Source organism: Massilia arenae, from assembly GCF_008014745.1.
In the GTDB taxonomy this organism is placed as follows: domain Bacteria; phylum Pseudomonadota; class Gammaproteobacteria; order Burkholderiales; family Burkholderiaceae_D; genus Telluria; species Telluria arenae.
Window position 1 is genome coordinate 61,171 of the sequence record NZ_VPFD01000006.1, and the last position, 20,712, is coordinate 81,882.

Genomic DNA, 20,712 nt, shown 5'->3' on the forward strand with positions numbered 1-20,712 from the left:
GCGTGAATGGCGCCGGGAGCGATCCCGGCGCCATTTTTCGTTCCCACGCCAGGCTTGACGCGATATATGGAACGTATACAATCAATATACGAATCATATACGGAGTATTACCATGGGCATCGTCAACATCGAAGACGACCTGCACGACCAGGTCCGCCTCGCCACCAAGGTCTCGTGCCGCTCGATCAACGCGCAAGCCGCGTTCTGGATCAAGATCGGCATGCTGTGCGAGACCAATCCCACCCTCAGCTTCAACGAAATCGTTCAGCGCGAGCTGGCCGCCGCCGGCGTGTCGGCGCCGCCTCTCACCCTGAGCGCGGCATGACCAAGCAACCGCATGAACTGGCGCTGATGGCCGAATCCGGGCGCCTGCTGGCATCCGTGTTCGGGATGCTCGACAAGCTGTCCCTGGCCGGCATGACGACCCTCGAGGTCGACACGCTCGTCGAACGCTTCATCATCGATGAGCTCGTCGCACGGCCGGCCAGCAAGGGCCAGTACGATTATGGCTTCGTCCTCAACTCGTCGATCAACCACGTGGTCTGCCACGGCGTGCCGTCGACGGGCGACGTGCTCAAGGACGGCGACATCGTGAACTTCGACATTACGCTCGAGAAGAACGGCTATATCGCCGACTCCAGCAAGACCTACCTGGTCGGCGCGGTCGCCCTGGACGCGCGCCGGCTGGTGCAGACCACCTACGAGGCGATGTGGAAAGGCATCCGCGCGGTGCGGCCCGGCGCCACCCTGGGCGACGTCGGCCACGCGATCGAGCGCCACGCCAAGAGGAATGGCTGTTCGGTCGTGCGCGAGTATTGCGGCCATGGCATCGGCCGCGAGATGCACGAGGAACCGCAGGTGCTGCACTTCGGGTCGAAAGGCGCGGGCCTCAAGCTGCGCGAGGGCATGGTGTTCACCATCGAGCCCATGCTCAACCGGGGTGGGCGCAGCGTGCGCACCGAGGACGATGGCTGGACCGTCGTGACGCGCGATGGGGCCTTGTCGGCGCAGTTCGAGCACACTGTGGCCGTCACGGCCAGCGGTGTCGCGGTGCTGACCCTGCGTCCCGAAGAACGCGCGATGGTCGCCGCCTAGAACACCAGCATGCGCCAACCCGGCGCGCTGCCCTGCTCAACGAAGGACACCATGCCTTCGACGCCGGCGCAGTGCGGCGCGAGCGCCGAACGGTCGGCGCCGCTGGCGTGCAGCGCCTGGGTGCAGGCGCGTATCTCCACGCCCAGATCGACGCTCGCCTCCAGGTGACGTGAGATCGGCCACTGCTCCGCGCCGAAGCCGGTCAGGCGCGCCGCATTCTCGGCCAGCAGCCATTGCACCGACTGGCTCGAGAACAGCATCTTGACCCGCATATCGAGTGCAGCCGCGGCTTGCGCGGTCATGAAGGGGGTAGCGAGCAGTTCTGGCCGTGACAGGTCGCAGGACCAGACCAGGATGGCCAGCCCGCGCTCCTGCGTGCTCACGGCTTGATCCAGTCGTCGGTCGGCTCGAGCCGCATGCGGCGCTCGGCCTGTTCGGCAAGCAGGGCGCCATGCGCCAGCCGGGCGCGGTCGCCCTCCCAGTCGCTGGCCTGGATCACACAGATCCAGCCCTTGCCGTACGGGTCCTGGTTGATGAGTTCGGGCTTGTCTTCGAGCGCCTCGTTGATCTCGACCACGGTGCCGGAGACCGGCGTCTTGATCGTCACCACCGTCTTGCTCAGCTCGACCACACCCATGGTCTTGCCCTGCTCGAGCTCATTGCCGACCGACTTCGGCCGGCACATATAGAAATAATTACCGCTGATCTTGACGCCGAAGGCGCTGACGCCGACCTGCATGCGGCCTTCGCCCAGGTCGCGGCACCACATATCGTTCTCCAGATCGAAATAGCAGTCGTCCGGATAATCGAAGCCGAGGATGATCATGGTAGTAAGGGGAATAAAGTCATGGCGGAAGGATGCGGGAGTCGAACCCACCCGGCGACGCATGGCGCCACCAACTGGGTTTGAAGCCCAGCCGCCCCACCAGGGACGATTTCCTTCCGAAGAGCCCGCATTTTACCGCGTGCGGGCAATTCAATCCAGTGCCGGGCTGGAACGACGCTCGAGGATCTGCAGTTTGCCGAGCACGCTCGCCACCTTGGTGGTGATGACGTCGATCGCCGGGCCGTTCGCGCCGTGCGGCAGGATCATGTCGGCGCTGCGCCTGGTCGGCTCGATGAATTGCTTGTGCATCGGACGCACCGTGTCCATGTACTGGCCGACGATGCTGTCCAGCGAGCGGCCGCGTTCGGCGACGTCGCGCTGCAAGCGGCGGATAAAGCGCACGTCGGGCGCGGTGTCGACGAAGATCTTCAGCGACATCATGTCGCGCAGGTCGGCGTCGTACAGCGCGAACAGGCCCTCGATCACGATCACCGGAGCCGGCTTGACGGGAATGGTCTGGCCGGTACGGTTGGACACGGTGAAGTCATAGATCGGCATCGCGATCGATTCGCCGTTGCGCAAGGCGCGCACATGCTCGACCAGCAGCGGCCAGTCGAAGGCGTGCGGGTGATCGTAGTTCTGTTCGCGCCGCTCTTCCATGGTGAGATGGGTCTGGTCGCGATAGTAGTCGTCCTGCATGACGACGGAAACGAGATCGGTGCCGAACGACGACAGCACTTGCTGCGTCACCGTCGATTTGCCACTGCCGCTGCCGCCGGCCACGCCAATGACAAAGGGTACAAAGGGTTGCGAAGGATTCTGATTCATCCCGCCATGATACCGGAGCGGCGTGGGTTTCGACAGGGGCGACGGGCTGCACGCATCGGTCTGTCATTACATCGTCATGCACATCGCTTACCTTGGCGAAGTTGCAAACAATATCGGCACAACAACATAACGCGGCAATTGTTGTTACCCAATCGCAAACACCTATTCCCGGATAGATCTCATGACTTCACGCCGCAAATTCCTGAGCAGCAGTGCCCGCGCCGGCATCGCCGCCGCCACCTACGCAGCTTTCCCGCCCGCCATCCAGCGCGCGCTCGCCATCCCCTCCAACAATGCCACGGGCACCATTCGCGACGTCGAGCACGTGGTGATCCTGATGCAAGAGAACCGCGCCTTCGACCATTATTTCGGCACACTGGCCGGCGTACGCGGATTCGGCGACCGCTTCCCGATCCCCCTGCCTGAAGGTCGCAACGTATGGCAGCAGCGGATGGGTAACGGCAACCTGATGATGCCGTTCCACCTCGACGGCAGCAAGGGCAATGCCCAGCGCGCCAACGGCACGCCGCACGACTGGCTCGACAGCCAGCTGGCCTGGGACAACGGCCGCATGGACCAATGGCCGCGCTACAAGAACCCGATTTCGATGGGCTATTTCAAGGACAGCGAAATCCCGTTCGCCTTCGCGCTGGCCAATGCCTTTACCTTGTGCGATGCCTACCATTGCTCCATGCACACCGGGACCGACGCCAACCGCTCGTTCTTCCTGACCGGCACCAATGGCGCGGTGCCGACCGCCACCGCCTTCGTCACCAATGAGTGGGATGCAATCGATGGCGTCGCCGCCGGCGTCAATATCGGCTACACCTGGACCACGTATGCCGAACGCCTCGAAGCGGCCGGAGTCAGCTGGATCAGCTACCAGAACATGCCCGACGAATGGGGCGACAATATGCTCGGCGCCTTCCGCCAGTTCAGGCGCGCCAACATCGCGTCAGGCTATCCCGTTTCCAGCGGCGGCGCCCCTGGCCAGCCCTATACCAATACCGGCCAGTCCCTGCCCTACAAAGCCTATGACGCGGCGACCGACAACGCCAACAACCCGCTCTACAAGGGCATCGCCAACACCCTGCCCGGCACCCGGCCCGAGCAATACCTGGACGCCTTCAAGCGCGACATCCGCGAGGGCAAGCTGCCGGCGGTGTCGTGGATGAACGCGCCGTCGATCTACTGCGAACATCCCGGCCCATCGAGCCCGGTGCAGGGTTCCTGGTTCCTGCAAGAGGTGCTGGACGCCCTGACCGCCAACCCCGAGGTGTGGAGCAAGACGGTCCTGATCGTCAATTTCGACGAAAACGACGGCTACTTCGACCACGTGCCCTCCCCCTCGGCGCCCTCGCCCGACGGCAAGGGCGGCTACGCCGGAAAGACCACGCTGGCGGCCGGCGACCTGACGCACGAGTACTTCACGCATCCGCGCCCGGCGGGCAGCACCAAGCAGCCGGCGCCCGACGGCCGGGTATTCGGCCCTGGCCCGCGGGTGCCGATGTATGTGATCTCGCCCTGGAGCCGTGGCGGCTGGGTCAACTCGCAGGTGTTCGACCACACCTCGGTGCTGCGCTTCCTTGAAGCGCGCTTCGGTGTAAAGGAGCCGAATATCAGCCCCTTCCGCCGCGCCGTGTGCGGCGACCTGACCAGCGCCTTCAACTTCGTGTCGCCCAACGACGAGGCGCTACCGGTGCTCTCGGGCCGCAAGAGCAAGGGCGAGGCCGACGCCCTGCGCGCCGCGCAGCAACGCCTGCCGCAGGTCCCGGCGCCAGCCGCGCCGCAGATGCCCGTCCAGGCCGCAGGGACGCGCCCCTCGCGCGCGCTGCCGTATGAGCTGGCGACCACCTGCGAAATACAGCCCGGCACCACGATGGCCGCCTCGCGGGTGGCGCTGACCTTCATCAACAGCGGCCGCCAGGGCGCCGTGTTCCACGTCTACGACCGCAAGAACCTGGCCGCCATCCCGCGCCGCTACACGGTCGAAGCGGGCAAGTCGCTGGCGGATGTCTGGACACCTGCCGTCGGCGGCGCCTACGACCTGTGGGTGCTGGGGCCGAACGGCTACCACCGCCACTTCAGCGGCAGCGCGCTGCGCGCCGTGGCGGCGGGCCAGCCGCGCCCCGACGTCCAGGTGCGCTGCGACGCCGCTACCGGCGAACTGGTGTTGCGCCTGGTGAACACCGGCGCCGCGCCGTGTACCTTCGTCCTGGGCGCCAACGCGTATGCGCAGCTACGGCAGCAGCACACGCTGGCGCCGCGCACCGAACTGACCGTGCGCATTCCCGTGGCGGGCAACGATTACTGGTACGACTTCAGCGCCACGGTATCCGGCCAGCCCGACTACCTGCGCCGCTTCGCCGGCCGCGTCGAGACCGGCCGCCACACGGTCAGCGACCCGGCGCTGGGCCGCGCCTGAACAGACTATTGAAAGGAATTCTCATGCAATCGATCATTCGCAACTTCGCGGTCGGCGCCGCCATCGCGCTGTGCGCCCCCTTCGCCTCGGCCGCCGTACTGAACTTCGACGATATCGTCGGCCCCGACGGTTTTGCCGTCGTTCCCGGCAACTACGGTGGCCTGGACTGGTCGGCGTCCGGCCTGAACGTGTTCACCGCGCAAGGCGCGCCCTTCACGCCGCATTCGGGCCCGGGCCAGGTGACGACGGACTGGATCGACGGCGGGCCGATCGCGAGCACCATCCGCTTCCTGGCGCCGACGGTGTTCAACGGCGCCTGGTTCTCGGGATACGAGGACAGCAGCGTGCGCTTCGACCTCTACGTTGGCGGCCAACTGGTCGCCAGCTCGGCCGCGCTGCAACTGTCGGCCGCGTCGGCCTTCCTCGACGCCGGCTGGGATGGCGCGATCGATTCGGTGGTCGTGCGCACCGGCGCCCAGGGCTCCTACGCGATGGACGACTTCACTTTCGTCGATGCCGCAGAGGTGCCGGAACCGGGCGTGCCGGCCCTGCTGCTGGCCGGCGTAGGCGGCTTGCTAGTCCTTCGGCGGAAACAGCAAGGTCCCCGGCCGTAACAGGTGCACGTCGCCGACCCGGCGCAAGAAGCCGATCCGGTCGAAGAACTCCAGGATCTGGATCGCGCGCTTGCGGCCGAGTCCCGTCTCGTCGCGGAAACGCGCCGCCGTGACCTGGCCCTGGGCATCCTCATGTGCCAGGCGGCGCACCAGGTCGGCGGCCTCCTGCATCACGGCCGGGTGGTAGAACAGGTCTTTCACGATCTGATAGACGTCGCCGCCGCGCGCCATGCGGCCCAGCACCTGGCGCACCTGCACTTCGGGCAGGCGCGCGGTCTGGGCGATGTCGCGCACCCACGGTGGGTCGTAGCGGCCGTCCAGCAGTTTCGGCAGCGCGTGTTCTGCCACCACCTGCTCGGCCGCGCGCAAGGCCACGCCGTGCTCCGGCAGGTGCAGGAAGCCGTTGCGACGATTGATGCCGCCGGCGGCGATCATGTGTTCGGTCAGCTGCAGCCACAGCGCTTCGGGCATGCGCGGCGCGGCCAGGCGGCGCGCGCGCAGCAGGTCGGGGCCGATCTCGTCCGGGTATTTGGCATGGAAGTCGCCCAGCACGCGCAACAGGCCGGCCTCGTTCTCCTGCAGCCGCGCGCGTGAAACAATCCATTCGCCGCCGGCGCCGACCACGATGTCCGGCACCTGCTCCAGGTCGAACGGCCAGCGCGCCAGGCCAATGCTCCTGAGCCAGGTCGCACCGTTGACGCCATACGGCGCCTGGGCCAGCGCACCGAGCAGGCGGGTCATTGGATCGTCGGCGCGCTGGGTTTCCAGATAGGCCAGGCGTTCCGGCGTCTGGCGGTAGCGCACCGGCCCCAAGGGATCGAGCACCGATCCCCCGGCCACGGTGCGGATCGCCGAGGCGTCGCGCAAAATAAAACGGTCGCCGTGCCAGACATTGGCGGGCTTGTGCAGCACCAGCTGCGCCGGCGCAGCGCCGCCCGGCGCGATCGATGGCTGGCCTAATACGGCGACGGTCGCCAGGCAATCCTGGGTCGCCGCGTGCAGGTGCACCAGGGTGCCCGAGCGCAGCGCGCGTTCCTCGGTGGCGGCCACCTGCAGCCAGACGTCGATGCGCTGGGTCGTGAGCGCAATCGCCGGGTCGCACAGCACCTGGCCGCGCAGCTCATCGCTGCGTTCCAGGCCGGCCAGGCCGACGGCGCAGCGCTGTCCGGCCTGGGCTTCCTGCGCCGCCCGGCTGTGCACCTGGAGGCTGCGCACCCGGTATTCCTTGTCCGGCGCGGCGGCCAGCGACAAGCCGTCGCCGATGGCGACCTTGCCTGCCGAGACGCTGCCGGCGACCACGGTGCCCACGCCATCGAGCGTAAACGCACGGTCCAGGCCCATGCGGAATCCCGCGCCGGGCACGCCATCGCCAGGCGCCGCCCGCAGCGCCTCAACCAGCAGCCCGCGCAAGTCATCGATGCCGTCGCCGCGGATGCTCGATACCTGCAGCACCGGGTAATCTTCGAGGCCGGCGCTGGCCAGCAAGCTGGCGACCGCCGCCTCGGTCTCGCGCAAGCGATCGGCATCGACGCGGTCGATCTTGGTGATCACGGCCGCACCGCGCCGTACGCCCAGCAGGGACAGGATGGTCGCATGCTCGATCGTTTGCGGCATCGGGCCGTCGTCGGCCGCGATCAGCAGCAGGCCGAAATCGATGCCGCTGGCGCCCGCCACCATGGTGCGCACGAGCTTTTCATGGCCCGGCACGTCAACGAAACCGATACGGCCGCCATCCTCGAGCGGCATCCAGGCGTAACCCAGCTCGATCGTGATGCCACGCTTTTTCTCTTCCGGCAGGCGGTCGGCGTCGATGCCGGTCAGCGCGCGCACCAGCGCGGTCTTGCCGTGGTCAATATGTCCGGCAGTGCCGACGATCATGCGAAATCCTTTACGTTCTTATGCTTCGACCAGCGCCGCGCGCAGCGCGCCCAGTTGCCCAAGCAGCTCGGCCGGGTCGTCGATGCAGCGGCAGTCGAGCAGCAGGCGGTCGTCGGCGATGCGGCCGATCACCGGCAGCGGCAATTCGCGCAGCGCTTCGGCCAGGGCGTCCAGCGCCGTGCCCATGCCACGCTTGCCGGCCAGGTTCGGTGCGATCGCCAGCCCGCTCGACGGCAGGCGGTCGATCGGCAGCGAACCGGAACCGATCTGGCTCACCATCGTCTCCAGCGTCACCGTGTAGCGCGGCGCCAGCGCCTCGCGCAGCGGCGTCAGGATGGCGTTCGCGGTCGCGCCCACCTGCTCTTGCGTGCGGGTCAGCCAGCGCAGGGTCGGCAGTTCGCGCAGCAGCAGTTCGGGCTGCAGATAGAGCCGCAGGGTCGCTTCCAGCGCCGCCAGCGGCAGTTTCGACAGGCGCAACGCGCGCTTCATCGGGAATTTTCGGATGCGGGTGACGAATTCCTTCGAGCCGACGATCAGGCCGGCCTGCGGCCCGCCCAGCAGCTTGTCGCCCGAAAAAGTCACCACGTCGCAGCCGGCGGCCAGCATCTGCTGCGGCGTCGGTTCCTGCGGCAAGCCGTACTTGCCCATGTCGATCAGCGAACCGCTGCCCAGGTCACTGACCAGGGCAACGCCGCGGGCATGCGCCAAGGGCGCCAGCTCGGCTTCGGACACCGAACTGGTAAAGCCCTGCACCGCGTAATTGCTGGTGTGGACCTTCATCAGCAGCGCGGTGCGTTCGTTGATCGCGCGCTCGTAGTCCGCCAGGTGGGTGCGGTTGGTGGTGCCGACTTCGACCATGTGGGCGCCGGCGCTGGCCATCACGTCGGGCATGCGGAAGGCGCCGCCAATTTCCACCAGTTCGCCGCGCGAGACGATCGCCTCGCGTCCGCCGCCCAGGGCGGCCAGCGACAGCAGCACGGCGGCGGCATTATTGTTGACCACGGTCGCGGCTTCGGCGCCGGTGATCTCGCACAGCAGGCCTTCGACGATGCTGTCGCGATCGCCGCGCGAGCCGCTGGCGAGGTCGTATTCGAGGTTGTTCGGGCCGGCCATCATCGCGACCAGGTGGTCGATTGCCGCTTGCGGCAGGACGGCGCGTCCGAGATTGGTATGGATGACCGTACCGGTCAGGTTGATCACGCGGCGCATCTTCGGCGCCAGGCGTTCGGCAATGCGCCCGGCCAGCATCTGGCCGAGCGCCTCCGGCAGCAGCGCGCTCGCGGTGAGCACGCCGGCCAGGGCCTGCGCGCGCAGGCTATCGACTTGCGCGCGCGCTTGCGCCGCGACCAGGGTATGGCCGTGAGCGGAAACCTGCGCCTGCACGGATGGCAGGCGCAGCAGTTTATCGATCGAAGGCAGATCCTTGACTGTCGCCTTCGAGCCGTGGACCACGGACTCGTCAAGCGACATGGTCAATGACTCCCTGGTTGATCGTTTTCTGGAGCGTCGTCTTCGCCGCCCGTGAGCAGCAGCAGGTTGACGCCATGTGGCTGGAAGCCCGCCTCCGACACCAGGATGTCCAGTGTCAGGGTCGCCACGTCGTCCGCCACCGGATCGACGTGGAGATCTCTCTCCATGCGCACGATCTTCAGGTAGTGGCCGCACTCGTCGCAGGTTTCGGCTTGCACCGATGCCTGCGCAGTATCTTCCTGCGCGCCATCGGTGGCCACCGCCTGCAGCGAGTGGTAGTGGATGCCCTTGGTACTCTGGCAGTGGCTGCACTTGACCCGCACCATATGCCACTGCGTCGAACACAGTGCGCAATTGAGGTAGCGGAAGTGGCTGCCACCGGCATCCAGGCGCGTCACCGACGAGGTCGGCAAGCTGCCGCAGCACGGGCACAAGGTCACGTCGAGCGTGCGCCCGAACGGTTCCTGGCGCGCCGCGCCGTGGGCTTTCTGGATTTCCAGGACCATATGGGTCCAGTAGACCTGCAGGCCGGCCGCCACCAGTGGCGCCGCACTCATGTCCAGGCCGGCTGCGCCTTGCAGCAGCAGTTCGGCTTGTCCCTCGAGTTGGTCGTCACTGGCGTCCAGCAAGGCCTGCACGGCCGCCTGGGCCGGGCTGCCCGCAAGGCGCGGGACCATCAGCTCCAGCATGCGGCGCAAGGCCCCGCGCCAGGCCGGGTCACGCGGCCATAGCGGCGCCGGCAGCGGCGCCTGGGCGGCGCGGCCGGCGGCCAGCAAGTCGTCGTCGCTGGGCAGCGCAACGGTCGGGAAGTCCTGCAGGACTTCATGCTGGACGTGCGCCAGTTCGGCGGCGAACAGCATGAAGTCGCGCATCGCATGCCCGGCCGCCAGCTGACGCAGGCGGGTTTCACGGGTGGCGAAGAGCTCTGCCCGCACCGGGAGGTGCAGGTAGGGCATCTGCTGCCCGGACCGGACCGCGATTTCTTCCGGGCTGAGCAGCGGTGTTGCTTTGGTAACACTCATAGAGCAGTGAAGTCCTTAACGTTTCGTGCGCGTGGCGTTGTCTCGCGTATCTTGCGTGACTTCCTTATACCACAGCGGATGGTGCGACTTCGCCCAGTCCTCATGCACGGTGCCACGGGTCATGGCGCGGAACGAGCCCTTGACCCAGATGGCGGCGTACACGTGGATGATCACGCTGAGCACCAGCGCCAGGGCCGCCACCGCATGCACCAGCATGGCGGCACGGCGCAGCGGAATCGGGAAGAAGTCCGCGAACCATGGCTGCCAGAACATGAAGCCGGTGATCAGCAGCAGCACGAGGCTGATGGCGAACACCCAGAACACGCCCTTCTGGCCGGCGTTGTACTTGTGCACTGGCGGCATGTGATGCTCGTCGCCGGTGGTCACCATCTTCGGCGCCTTCTTGACCCATTCCGTATCGGCACGGGTCCAGAAGTTGTCGCGCACCACTGCGAAGAACAGGAACACGAAGCCCAGCACCATGAGCAGCCCGAAGAACGGGTGCAGCACACGGGTCCAGTAGCCGCCGCCGAAGAAGACGCTGAAGAAGTACATCGAAGGATGGAACAATGCCAGCCCGGTCAGACCCGCGCAGATGAACAGCAGGGCCACGGCCCAGTGGTTCATCCGCGTGCGGTCGCGATAGCGAGTGATAAACATGTTCTTCTCCTTAAACGCGCGTATCTTCGCGCTGATCTGCGTCGGGCGTCGGCTGCACTGGCGGCTCGTCCACATGGGTCTCGATCGGACCCACTTTCATGTAGTGGAAGAAACCAGCCACGGCGGCGCCGATCATCGCGGCCACGCCCAGCGGCTTGGCCACGCCCTTCCACAGCGCCACGGTCGGGCTGATGGTCGGGTTCTCGGGCAGGCCGGCGTACAGGGTCGGCTTGTCGGCGTGCTGCAGCACGTACATCACGTGCGTACCGCCGACGCCGGCCGGGTTGTACAGGCCCGCGTTCTGGTAACCGCGCTCCTTCAGGTCGACCACACGGTCGGCTGCGTAGTCGATCATGTCCTCTTTGGTACCGAAACGGATGGCGCCGGTAGGACAGATCTTCACGCAGGCCGGTTCCATGTTCACTGCCACGCGGTCCGCGCACAGCGAGCACTTGTAGGCCTTCGAGTCCACCTTGCTGATGCGTGGCACGTCGAACGGGCAGCCGGCGACGCAGTAGCCGCAGCCGATGCAGTTCTCGCTGATGAAGTCAACGATGCCGTTGGTGTACTTGACGATCGCACCCGGCGCCGGGCAGGCCTTCAGGCAGCCCGGTTCGTCGCAGTGCATGCAGCCGTCCTTGCGGATCAGCCACTCCAGGCGGTCACCCTCGTCTTCCGTCTTGGTGACGATTTCCGAGTACTTCATGACCGTCCACGACTGCGGCGTCAGGTCGCGCGGGTTGTCGTAGGTACCATTGGTGTCGCCGACGTCGTCGCGCAGATCGTTCCACTGCATGCACGCCACCTGGCATGCCTTGCAGCCGATGCAGCTCGTGACGTCGATCAGCTTGGCGACTTCCGGCTTATGGGTACGCGCCACCGGCGTCGTCGCAGTCGTTGCCGACCGCGCTGCAATATCGAGAGATTGTAGTGAAGACATGACTTAAACCCTTTCGATATTGACCAGGAACGACTTGAACTCAGGCGTTTGGGTATTCGCATCGCCCACGAACGGGGTCAGCGTGTTCACCAGGAAGCCCGGCTTGGTCAAACCGACGAAGCCCCAGTGGTTCGGCAAGCCCACCGTATCCACCTTCATGCCATCGCAATCGAGCTGCGGAATGCGCTTGGTGACGACGCACTTGGCCTTGATGTAGCCGCGCATCGACGACACCTTGACCATATCGCCATTGCTGATGCCCTTGGCCTTGGCCAGTTCCTCGCCGATTTCCACGAACTGCTGCGGCTGGATGATCGCGTTGGACAACACGTTCTTGGTCCAGTAGTGGAAGTGCTCGGTCAGGCGGTAGCTGGTCGCGACGTACGGGAAGTCCTTCGCGGTGCCGAATGCTTCCATATCGCCCTTGAACACGCGCGCCGCTGGGTTGGCACGGGCTATCGGGTTCTTCGGGTGCATCGGGTTGACCGGGAACGGCGACTCGAACGGCTCGTAGTGCTCAGGCAGCGGACCTTCGGCCATGCCGGTCGGCGCGAACAGGCGCGACACGCCTTCGGCCGTCATGATGAACGGCTGCACGCGGTCTTCGTCGCCCGGATTCGCATCGGGACGGATGTCCGGAATGTCGGAACCGGTCCAGCTGGTGCCATTCCATGCGATCAGGTTGCGGTGCGCATTCCACGGCTTGCCGGTCGTCGGATCGGCCGACGCGGCGTTGTACAGCACACGGCGGTTGGCCGGCCATGCCCAGGCCCAGCCCAGCGTATTGCCGATGCCATACGGGTCGGCATTGTCGCGGTTGGCCATCTGGTTGCCGGCCTCGGTCCACGAACCGGCATAGATCCAGCAGCCGCTTGCAGTGGTACCGTCATCGCGCAGCACGCCGAAGCCCGGCACCTGCTGACCCTTCTTGAGGATGATCTTGGACGGATCCTTGGCATCCGGGATGTCGGCCAGCGCCTTGCCGTTGAATTCCTTGGCCAGCTCTTCTGCCGAAGGGCTGTGCGGAATCTTGTACGGCCAGGACAGGTTCACCATCGCATCCGGGAAGGCGCCGCCATCCTTGATGTACGCATTCTTCATGCGGGTGAACAGGTCGGCGATGATCTCGATGTCCGGCTTGGCTTCGTACGGCGCTTCGCCGCCCTTCCAGTGCCATTGCAGCCAGCGCGACGAGTTCGACAGCGAACCGTCTTCCTCGGCGAAGCAGGTGGTCGGCAGGCGGAACACGGTGGTCTGGATCTCGGCCGGATTGACGTCGTTCGACTCGCCGAAGTTCTGCCAGAATTCCGAAGTCTCGGTGTTCAGCGGATCCATCGTCACCAGGAATTTCAGCTTCGACAGGCCGGCGATGATCTTCTTCTTGTTAGGGAAGGAGCCAACCGGATTGAAGCCCTGGCAGATGTAGCCGTTCAACTTGCCTTGACCCATCAGCTCGAAGGCCTGCAGCACGTCGTACAGCTTGTCGATCTTCGGCAGGTAGTCGAAGGCCCAGTTGTTTTCCGCGGTCGCGGCATCGCCCCACCAGGCTTTTTGCAGGCTGACGAAGAACTTGGGATAGTTCTGCCAGTAGCTCATCTGGTTCGGGCGCAGCGGCTTGAGCGCGCGCGGCTTGTAGTAGGTCTCCAGATCCTGCTCGTTGTCGGTCGCCAGGGACAGGTAGCCCGGCAGCGAGTTCGACAGCAGGCCCAGGTCGGTCAGACCCTGGATGTTGGAGTGGCCGCGCAGTGCGTTCAGGCCACCGCCGGCGACGCCGACGTTACCCAGCAGCAGCTGCATGATGGCGCCGGTACGGATGATCTGGCTGCCCTGGCTGTGTTGCGTCCAGCCCAGTGCATACAGGATCGTCATGGCGCGGCCCGGCGCGGCGGTCGACGAGATGTACTCGCAGACTTTCAGGAATTGCTTGACCGGGGTACCGGTGATCTTGCTGACCTGCTCAGGGGTGTAGCGCGAGTAATGGCGCTTCATCACCTGCAGGACGCAATTCGGGTCTTGCATGGTCGGATCGACCTTGGCGAAACCGTCTTCACCCATGGCATAGCCCCACGACTTGTTGTCGTAGCGGCGCTTGGCTTCGTCGTAGCCGGAGAAGATACCGTCTTCGAACGAGAAGTCGGGACCGACGATGAACGACGCGTTGGTATAGCTCCGGACGTATTCGGTCTGGATCTTGTCGTTACTCAGCAGATAATTGATGACGCCGCCCAGGAAGGCGATGTCGGAGCCAGCGCGGATCGGCGCGTAATAGTCGCTCATGGCGGCCGAACGCGTGAAGCGCGGGTCGACCACGACCAGCTTGGCTTTATTGTGATGCTTGGCTTCGATCACCCACTTGAAACCGCAAGGGTGAGCTTCGGCGGCATTGCCGCCCATAATCAGAACTACATCGGCATTCTTGATGTCAACCCAATGGTTGGTCATCGCTCCTCGTCCGAACGTCGGGGCCAGACCGGCCACCGTAGGTCCGTGTCAAACGCGAGCCTGGTTATCGAAGACGAGCATGCCCATCGAACGCATCGCTTTGTGCGTGATGTAGCCCGTTTCGTTGCTCGCCGCGGACGCACACAGCATACCGGTGCTGGTCCAGCGGTTGACGAGTTTGCCTTCGGCGTTGTTCGCCACGAAGTTGGCGTCGCGGTCGTCCTTCATGAACTTGGCAATGCGCGACATCGCCTGATCCCACGAAATACGCTTCCATTCCTTGCTGCCCGGCTCGCGGACTTCAGGATATTTGAGGCGGTTCGGGGAGTGCACGAAGTCGAGCAGGCCAGCGCCTTTCGGGCACAGGGTGCCGCGGTTCACCGGGTGATCCGGGTCGCCTTCGATATGAATGATGTCCGAGGTGACGTTCTTTGCGCCGTCGCCGATGCTGTACATCAGCAGGCCGCAGCCCACCGAGCAGTACGGACACGTGTTGCGCGTCTCCTTGGCCTTCGCCAGTTTATAGTGCCGGGTCTCGGCCATTGCCGGCAGCGGCGAAAAGCCGAGCGCGACGATGGTGGACGCGGCCAGTCCCGCACCGCTTACGCGGAGGAACTGCCTACGATTCATGCCCATCTAGGTTCTCCTACTAGTAATGGATTGCGCACGCCGCAAAAGGATGTGCCGGGGTCAACGCCCCGGCATGCTGATCCGATCGCGACGCTGCCACCGTCAGGTGGCGTGCGCGTCTTGCTACGTCGCCGGTCGTGTTACTTGGCCGGCGGCGTCGTTGCCTGGGTGGCGCCATCGCCACCGGTCGGTTCGGAAGCACCGCTGTCGCGGGGCTTGCCTGCATCCTGGCCGGCGACCACGCCGCCGATGGCGGTGCCGCCTTCACCCGGACCGGTGCCCGGGACCGCGTCCGGCGTGGTAGCCGGCTCGGCCACGATACCCGCGTGCGGATCGGGATTCTGGGTGGCGACCGCGGCCGGCGAGGCCGGATCGGTCGGCGCCGGCGACGCCTCGACGTCGGCCTTCTTGCCGCACGCCGACAGGGCGAGCACGGCGGCCAACACGCCGGTGCTCAACAGGATGCGATTCTTGATATATGAGTTATGTTGCATTGCAATATCCGTTGACTTTGAGATATATCAGAAATATATATGAATTGATGAACGCTACAAATAAGTATTTTACGCAATTTATACAATTTCTGCGTGACTTTAGGTGAGAATTGAACCGCGCTTGTCGTGCTAACCTCGCCAGCTTCCCGCTAATGTAAAGACGTTTCGCCGCCATCGCCCTTGCGCGCCCCACCGCCACGTCGCCGCGCCGCCGGGGACGGTGCCGCCGCTTCACCCTGGTCGGCAGTGGCCGCCGGCGCCACCCTTTCCTCGACATCGAGCAGGCGGGTCTCGGCCAGGCGCCAGCCGTCCTCGCCCATGCGCAGCAGCGTGCTCCCTTTCATTCGCACCAGATGCCCCTCCACCTCGGCTTCGCTCGCATGCCAGCGCAGGCTGGCCTGGCCGGCGCCCTCGATCGTGATCACGTCCGGCGCCACCAGGCCGCCGGCCATGCGCGCATGACCCGGCAAATACGGCATGGCCTGGGCCAGGCGGTCGCTGGGCCTGGCCCCCATCATGCCCACCTGCCCGGCCAGGGTCTCCCACAAGGCGCCGGATTGGGCGCGCAGCGCCAGGTAGCGCCCGGCCTGTTCACGCCCGTGCGCCAGCAGGGCCTGGGCCAGTTGCGGGTCGCGGTCGAACTTGGAGAACAGTCCCAGCTCCTTGCGTACCGCGCCGCCGACCACCTCGCCGTCGAGCACGATGCGCACCACTTCGATCGGCTTGTCGTGGGGACGGAAGCGCTGGCCCGGATCGTCGAGGCGGGCATTGACGGCTTCGATGAAGGCTACTTCCTGGTTCAACGACAGGTTGCCGGACAGGGTATCGCGGCGATGCCACAGCTCGTCGCCCGACTGGGCATTGCCGGGGCCGGCGACCTTGCCGCTGAAGTCGTAGCGGTCCTGGTTGATCTGCAGGATCCAGAGCCCGTCCGGCTTCTTGGCCGGGTCGACGCCCGAGGAAATGAAATTCTTGATCGGCGGGTTTTGCGAAAACAGGCCGTCCCAGCACGCCATGCGGCGCGGCTCGTGGGTCTCGGGGTCGAGCGCCTGGATCGACTGCGCCATGAAGACCCAGGGCAGCGAAGCCGAGGCCACCACCGCATCGAGGGTGATCCCGGCGTCGATCGGCGCCCGTTCCGAGCTGAAGGCAACGAAGGCGCCGCTGTCGATGTCGACCGCGCCGATCAGCAGTTGCGGGATCGCGCGGGCGGCATCGCGCACCGCATGCGCCAGCCTCCCCAGGGCGTCCGGCTCGAAGCGCAGCTCGGGCAGCTGCAGGGCGTCGAAGGTGGTCCGCAACAGCGAACCCGGGGCCAGCTCATGCGCTTTCGACCAGGCCGCGATCCAGCCGCCAGAGGCCAGCCGGGCCCGCAGGTCGTGCTCGATCGCGGCCTGGCGCGCCTGCAACCGTTCGCGCTCGGGCGGCGTATCGGCCATGCGCGCCTCGAGGGCGATCGCCTGCCAGCGCTTGATCTCTTGCGAGATGCTGCAAAAGTCGCCGATGGCGCCGACCAGGTCGAAGTCGACGTGCGGCGCGATCGACTCGCGTAGCTGGAAGTATGGCCCGCGGATCCATCCGCCTAGCGGCGGCCACATGGCGGTCAGCATCGGCCAGGTCGCGGTGGCGAAGGTTTCGATCTCGCGCAGCGGCGATAGATAGGGACTGAGCTTGAGATCGACCTGGGCCAGGCTGCCGGCCCACTGGCCAATGTCGTTCAGCAGGCGTTCGCCAGGCGCGATGGCGCAGTTTGCGTCCCAGAAGCGCTCCAGCCCGGCCTTCGCTGCCTGCGGGCCGCCAAGCAAAAATCCGTACCACGCCAGCAAGGCGCTGATGGCGCCGCCCGAGGTGCCGCTGATGCCGGTCAGGCGCAGCACGTCTCCCAGCTCCTCGGCCAGCGTTGCCCGCCCCTGGCTGGTCGCCAGCTCGGCGTTGCGAAACTGCGGCAACAGCACCGGCAAGGCGCCGGCGGCATAGGCCGCGTTACTGCCGCCGCCCTGGCAGGCGATGGCGATGTTTTTGATAGGCATGATGTCCTCCCTCGTCCGAATCGACAATCGAGGCAGGCATTCGCCCATGGGAGAAGCGCAGGCACCGGAAACGCCGGCCTGTCGCTTTCAGGCAGTTAGTACGCCGCACAGTTCCACGCTCGGTCCGGCGCAGACATCGAAAAACGGTCGCAATGATAACGATTTCATCAGAATCGCAACGTTATCAATAAATATTTACAAGAAGCCCAAAAAACCCAATGATTGCGCCAAACATTAGGTGTTATATTTACTGACAGGTTATGCGGCCGCGGACTGCCGACAACCCCGGTAGCACCTGAAAAGAATCCCATAGACGGGTTCTTCACAACAAAGACGGAGACACAACATGAGACAGTTGAACAAGTCGGCCATTGCCGTGGGCGTCGCACATCTGTGCTGGTTGTCGGCAGCCTTCGCCCAGGAACCCGCGCCAGCGGCTCCCCAGGTAGTCACGGTCACCGGCCAGCGCGCCGCCCTCGACAGTGCCCAGCAACTCAAGAAGAACTCGGACGAAGTCGTCGATTCGATCGTCGCCGAGGACATCGGCAAACTGCCCGACAAATCCATTACCGAAGTGCTGCAGCGCATACCGGGCGTGACCATCGACCGCACCATGTCGCGCGCCGATCCCGAGCACTTCTCGGTCGAAGGCTCGGGCGTGTCGATCCGCGGCCTCTCCTGGGTACGCTCGGAACTGAACGGCCGCGATTCCTTCTCGTCCACCGGCGGCCGGGCCCTGAACTTCGAGGACGTGCCGCCCGAGCTGATGGCCGGCATCGACGTCTACAAGAACCCGTCGGCCGAGCAAATCGAAGGCGGGATCTCGGGCCTGGTCAACCTGCGCACCGCCCTGCCGTTCGACATCAAGGGCCAGCGCATCTCGGGCAGCATCGAAGGCACGTATTCCGAGCTCAAGAAAGGCAAGGCCCGCCCCGCCGGCTCGCTCCTGTATTCGAACCGCTGGCAGACCGGCATCGGCGAGTTCGGCGCCCTGGTCAACTTCGCCAGCTCGCGCAGCGTGACCCGCACCGACGCCTTCCAGGTCGAACCGTATTATCCGGTCGCCGGCGCCGAGCCTGGCCGCACCGTGTGGATCCCGAAAGGCGCGCAGTGGCGCACGCTGGACTTCGACCGCAAGCGCCAGGGCACCTACGGCGCGCTGCAGTGGAAGAAGGACAATACCCTCAAGAGCCACCTGACCTGGTTCCGCTCCAAATACGATATGCGCTGGGACGAGAATGCGCTGTTCTCGGCCGAAGGCACGCCGACTAATCTGCGCGTGAGCAATGGCGTGTACGACGCCAATGGCGCCTTCCTGAGCGGCACCATCACCAACCCGACCGCCGGCAGCATCGAGTACGCCAATAACGCCCGCACCGCGACCCGCGACTCGGTCACCACCGACATCGCCTGGAACGTCGAATGGAAGCCGGCCACCAACTGGACCTTCACCTCGGACTTCCAGCACGTGAAGGCGCGTTCGGAAGGCTTCGATTCGACAGTGGCCCTCGGCACGCTGATGCCGGAGCTGAACCTGGACGTGACGGGCTCGCTGCCGCGCATCACCTTCAGCCCGGCGCAGGCGGCGGCGATGAGCGATCCCAACAACTTCTTCTGGGCGTTCTCGCAGGAACACCTGGACCGCAGCGTGGCCGAGCAGAAGGCGTGGAAAGGCGACGTCAAATACGACTTCGACCACCCGGTGCTGCGCGACCTGCGGATCGGCGTGCGCCTCACCGACCGCGACGCCAAGACCATCGTCTCGAATCCCGACTACCACTGGGTCGGCATCTCGCAGCGCTGGATGATGCCGTGGCAGATCAATAATCTGGCTTATCTGAGCGACCCGCGCTTCCAGGCCCCGACCACCGTCAATCAGTTCAACAACTTCTTCAACGGTGACGCCAGCGTTCCGGCGATCATCTTCCCTGCGTCGTCGGTGACCGCCGGCTTCCCCGCCAGCTACTCCCAGCTGCACAGCTTCCACGACATCCTGTGCGCCGAAGCCGGCAACAGCTGCACGCCATGGACGCCGGCCGCCTTCGGCGAAGCCAACCCGTCGGGCGACAACGAGCAGTCCGAGAAGACCAAGGCGGCCTACGCCCAGTTGCGCTTCGCCTTCGACGACCTGCGCTTCCCGGTGGACGGCAACGTCGGCCTGCGCTACGTGAAGACCGATTCGGATTCGTATGGCTACACCGTCTACAACTCGACCTTCGTCGTTCCGCCGGGCGGCACCACGGGTCTGCCAGTGCCAGTGATCGCCCCGTTCGCCGGCCGCGACGACTACAGGAACAGCTACCACAACTGGCTGCCGAGCCTGAACCTGCGGCTCAAGGCCAGCGACGAGCTGCAGTTCCGCTTCGCCATCGGCAAGGGCATGTCGCGCCCGAACTTCGACCAGCTGCAGGCCTATACCACCCTAAGCCAGAACGTGACCAGCACCACCACCGGCAACGGGGCCGGGCAAGTCACCAACGTGACCTCGATCGGCCATGTCGGCGAGGCAAAGGGCAATGCACTGCTGCGTCCTATCACCTCGCGCAACATCGACCTGACCGCGGAATGGTACTTCGCCAAGGCCGGTTCGCTCACGGTCGGCCTGTTCGACAAGCGCCTGCGCGACATCATCATCAAGCAGAGCTCCTTCTACCAGCTGACCGACTCGGCCGGACGTGCAATCGATTTCAATGTCTCCACGCCGGTGAACGGCGCACGCGGCAGCGCGCGCGGCGTCGAAGTCGCCTACCAGCAGTACTTCGACCGCCTGCCGGGCTGGCTGGCGGGCTTCGGGGTGCAGGCCAACTACACCCACGTCAAGACCAAGCGCGACCTGTACAACCCGGTGTTCTCGCCCTGGTGCACGGCTGGCAACAACGCGGCCAACCTGAACCTGAACCTCAACGGTTGCGACACCGACGGCCGCACCTTCGGCGACCTGCCGCTGGAATACATGTCGCGCAACTCCTACAACCTGGCGCTGCTGTACGACCGCGGTCCGTGGTCGGCGCGCCTGGCCTGGAGCTGGCGTTCGAAGAGCCTGCTGGGCAACAATAACAACGGCACCAATGGCACGAACGGTGTCGACAGCAACCCGGACAGCCCGACCTTCGGACAGAGCGTGGTCGCCTGGGGCTTGCCGATCTGGGCCGACGACTATGGCCAGCTCGACGGTGGCGTCAGCTACAAGTTCAACGACAACTACCGCATCGACTTCCAGGCGCAGAACCTGACCGATGCGAAGTACAAGCAGATCATGACCCACCACATCGGCGACAAGGGCCGCGCGTGGTTCGTGACGGGTCCGCGCTACAGCGTGCGTCTCGGCGTGTCGTTCTAAGTTGAGCGAGCCGGCCAC

At 65.3% G+C, this 20,712-nt stretch carries 16 protein-coding genes and 1 tRNA gene; 5 read left to right on the forward strand and 12 right to left on the reverse strand.

Annotated elements, in window-relative coordinates; translation table 11 throughout:
• The first annotated feature begins 112 nt into the window (after positions 1–112).
• Together FVD38_RS07700 and map are read left to right on the forward strand one after the other, a co-directional pair.
• Positions 113–325 (forward strand): ParD-like family protein, encoded by a 213-nt coding sequence (locus tag FVD38_RS07700; protein ID WP_123068662.1) that lies wholly within the window; start codon positions 113–115, stop codon positions 323–325.
• Positions 322–1,095 carry a type I methionyl aminopeptidase gene (gene map, locus FVD38_RS07705; RefSeq protein WP_147934278.1) on the forward strand — a complete coding sequence of 258 codons (774 nt, stop codon included), beginning with the start codon at positions 322–324 and terminating at the stop codon, positions 1,093–1,095. The genes FVD38_RS07700 and map overlap by 4 nt, the downstream gene beginning before the upstream one ends.
• On the opposite strand, the gene FVD38_RS07710 is transcribed toward map, so the two are convergent.
• From FVD38_RS07710 to udk, 4 genes are all read right to left on the reverse strand, one after another.
• Entirely contained in the window at positions 1,092–1,478 is a 387-nt protein-coding gene (locus FVD38_RS07710) for a DsrE family protein (RefSeq protein WP_147934279.1), read from the reverse strand. The two genes, map and FVD38_RS07710, sit on opposite strands and share 4 nt — an antisense overlap.
• The gene (locus FVD38_RS07715; protein WP_147934280.1) at positions 1,475–1,984 is read right to left on the reverse strand and encodes a glycine cleavage system protein H; all 510 of its coding nucleotides are present in this window, start codon (positions 1,982–1,984) and stop codon (positions 1,475–1,477) included. Before FVD38_RS07715 ends, FVD38_RS07710 begins: the two co-directional genes overlap by 4 nt.
• Positions 1,944–2,039 (reverse strand) — tRNA-Sec (locus FVD38_RS07720). Before FVD38_RS07720 ends, FVD38_RS07715 begins: the two co-directional genes overlap by 41 nt.
• Before the next feature lie 32 nt (positions 2,040–2,071).
• Positions 2,072–2,749, reverse strand: coding sequence for a uridine kinase (gene udk, locus FVD38_RS07725; protein ID WP_147934281.1), 678 nt, complete (start codon positions 2,747–2,749; stop codon positions 2,072–2,074).
• A 181-nt stretch (positions 2,750–2,930) separates the two neighbouring features.
• Between udk and FVD38_RS07730 the strand changes: the two genes are divergently transcribed.
• Positions 2,931–5,174 (forward strand): phosphocholine-specific phospholipase C, encoded by a 2,244-nt coding sequence (locus FVD38_RS07730; RefSeq protein ID WP_147934282.1) that lies wholly within the window; start codon positions 2,931–2,933, stop codon positions 5,172–5,174.
• A 23-nt stretch (positions 5,175–5,197) separates the two neighbouring features.
• On the forward strand, positions 5,198–5,788 hold the full coding sequence (locus tag FVD38_RS07735) for a PEP-CTERM sorting domain-containing protein (RefSeq protein ID WP_147934283.1): 591 nt from the start codon (positions 5,198–5,200) through the stop codon (positions 5,786–5,788).
• Here FVD38_RS07735 and selB read toward each other — a convergent pair.
• The 8 genes from selB to FVD38_RS26635 all read right to left on the reverse strand — a co-directional run bounded on the left by selB (position 5,750) and on the right by FVD38_RS26635 (position 17,354).
• Positions 5,750–7,666: a selenocysteine-specific translation elongation factor gene (selB, locus tag FVD38_RS07740; RefSeq protein WP_147934284.1), complete on the reverse strand. Its 1,917-nt coding sequence runs from the start codon at positions 7,664–7,666 to the stop codon at positions 5,750–5,752. The two genes, FVD38_RS07735 and selB, sit on opposite strands and share 39 nt — an antisense overlap.
• An 18-nt stretch (positions 7,667–7,684) precedes the next feature.
• A complete protein-coding gene (gene selA, locus FVD38_RS07745) occupies positions 7,685–9,136 on the reverse strand; it encodes an L-seryl-tRNA(Sec) selenium transferase (protein WP_147934285.1) in 1,452 nt (483 codons plus the stop codon).
• 2 nt (positions 9,137–9,138) lie between these two features.
• Complete coding sequence (gene fdhE, locus FVD38_RS07750; RefSeq protein WP_147934286.1) at positions 9,139–10,158, reverse strand: formate dehydrogenase accessory protein FdhE; 1,020 nt, start codon at positions 10,156–10,158, stop codon at positions 9,139–9,141.
• A gap of 15 nt (positions 10,159–10,173) precedes the next feature.
• Positions 10,174–10,818 carry a formate dehydrogenase subunit gamma gene (locus FVD38_RS07755; RefSeq protein ID WP_147934287.1) on the reverse strand — a complete coding sequence of 215 codons (645 nt, stop codon included), beginning with the start codon at positions 10,816–10,818 and terminating at the stop codon, positions 10,174–10,176.
• A 10-nt stretch (positions 10,819–10,828) separates the two neighbouring features.
• Positions 10,829–11,758: a formate dehydrogenase subunit beta gene (fdxH, locus tag FVD38_RS07760; protein WP_147934288.1), complete on the reverse strand. Its 930-nt coding sequence runs from the start codon at positions 11,756–11,758 to the stop codon at positions 10,829–10,831.
• A gap of 3 nt (positions 11,759–11,761) precedes the next feature.
• Positions 11,762–14,836 carry a formate dehydrogenase-N subunit alpha gene (gene fdnG, locus FVD38_RS07765; protein ID WP_147934289.1) on the reverse strand — a complete coding sequence of 1,025 codons (3,075 nt, stop codon included), beginning with the start codon at positions 14,834–14,836 and terminating at the stop codon, positions 11,762–11,764.
• A gap of 134 nt (positions 14,837–14,970) precedes the next feature.
• The gene (locus tag FVD38_RS07770) at positions 14,971–15,324 is read right to left on the reverse strand and encodes a hypothetical protein (RefSeq protein WP_147934290.1); all 354 of its coding nucleotides are present in this window, start codon (positions 15,322–15,324) and stop codon (positions 14,971–14,973) included.
• Positions 15,325–15,473: 149 nt separating this feature from the next.
• Complete coding sequence (locus FVD38_RS26635) at positions 15,474–17,354, reverse strand: patatin-like phospholipase family protein (RefSeq protein WP_222706904.1); 1,881 nt, start codon at positions 17,352–17,354, stop codon at positions 15,474–15,476.
• 346 nt (positions 17,355–17,700) lie between these two features.
• Between FVD38_RS26635 and FVD38_RS07780 the strand changes: the two genes are divergently transcribed.
• Positions 17,701–20,694, forward strand: coding sequence for a TonB-dependent receptor (locus FVD38_RS07780; RefSeq protein WP_147934291.1), 2,994 nt, complete (start codon positions 17,701–17,703; stop codon positions 20,692–20,694).
• Positions 20,695–20,712: the final 18 nt, after the last annotated feature.

What these genes read in the sequence shown, in the direction of transcription:
- FVD38_RS07755 (WP_147934287.1), bottom strand. Translation starts at nt 10,818, where the DNA reads ATGTTTATCACTCGCTATCGCGACCGCACGCGGATGAACCACTGGGCC.
- FVD38_RS07730 (WP_147934282.1), top strand. Translation starts at nt 2,931, where the DNA reads ATGACTTCACGCCGCAAATTCCTGAGCAGCAGTGCCCGCGCCGGCATC.
- map (WP_147934278.1), top strand. Translation starts at nt 322, where the DNA reads ATGACCAAGCAACCGCATGAACTGGCGCTGATGGCCGAATCCGGGCGC.
- fdhE (WP_147934286.1), bottom strand. Translation starts at nt 10,158, where the DNA reads ATGAGTGTTACCAAAGCAACACCGCTGCTCAGCCCGGAAGAAATCGCG.
- selB (WP_147934284.1), bottom strand. Translation starts at nt 7,666, where the DNA reads ATGATCGTCGGCACTGCCGGACATATTGACCACGGCAAGACCGCGCTG.
- FVD38_RS07700 (WP_123068662.1), top strand. Translation starts at nt 113, where the DNA reads ATGGGCATCGTCAACATCGAAGACGACCTGCACGACCAGGTCCGCCTC.
- FVD38_RS07735 (WP_147934283.1), top strand. Translation starts at nt 5,198, where the DNA reads ATGCAATCGATCATTCGCAACTTCGCGGTCGGCGCCGCCATCGCGCTG.
- FVD38_RS07780 (WP_147934291.1), top strand. Translation starts at nt 17,701, where the DNA reads ATGAGACAGTTGAACAAGTCGGCCATTGCCGTGGGCGTCGCACATCTG.
- selA (WP_147934285.1), bottom strand. Translation starts at nt 9,136, where the DNA reads ATGTCGCTTGACGAGTCCGTGGTCCACGGCTCGAAGGCGACAGTCAAG.
- FVD38_RS26635 (WP_222706904.1), bottom strand. Translation starts at nt 17,354, where the DNA reads ATGCCTATCAAAAACATCGCCATCGCCTGCCAGGGCGGCGGCAGTAAC.
- FVD38_RS07715 (WP_147934280.1), bottom strand. Translation starts at nt 1,984, where the DNA reads ATGCGTCGCCGGGTGGGTTCGACTCCCGCATCCTTCCGCCATGACTTT.
- FVD38_RS07770 (WP_147934290.1), bottom strand. Translation starts at nt 15,324, where the DNA reads ATGCAACATAACTCATATATCAAGAATCGCATCCTGTTGAGCACCGGC.
- udk (WP_147934281.1), bottom strand. Translation starts at nt 2,749, where the DNA reads ATGAATCAGAATCCTTCGCAACCCTTTGTACCCTTTGTCATTGGCGTG.
- fdxH (WP_147934288.1), bottom strand. Translation starts at nt 11,758, where the DNA reads ATGTCTTCACTACAATCTCTCGATATTGCAGCGCGGTCGGCAACGACT.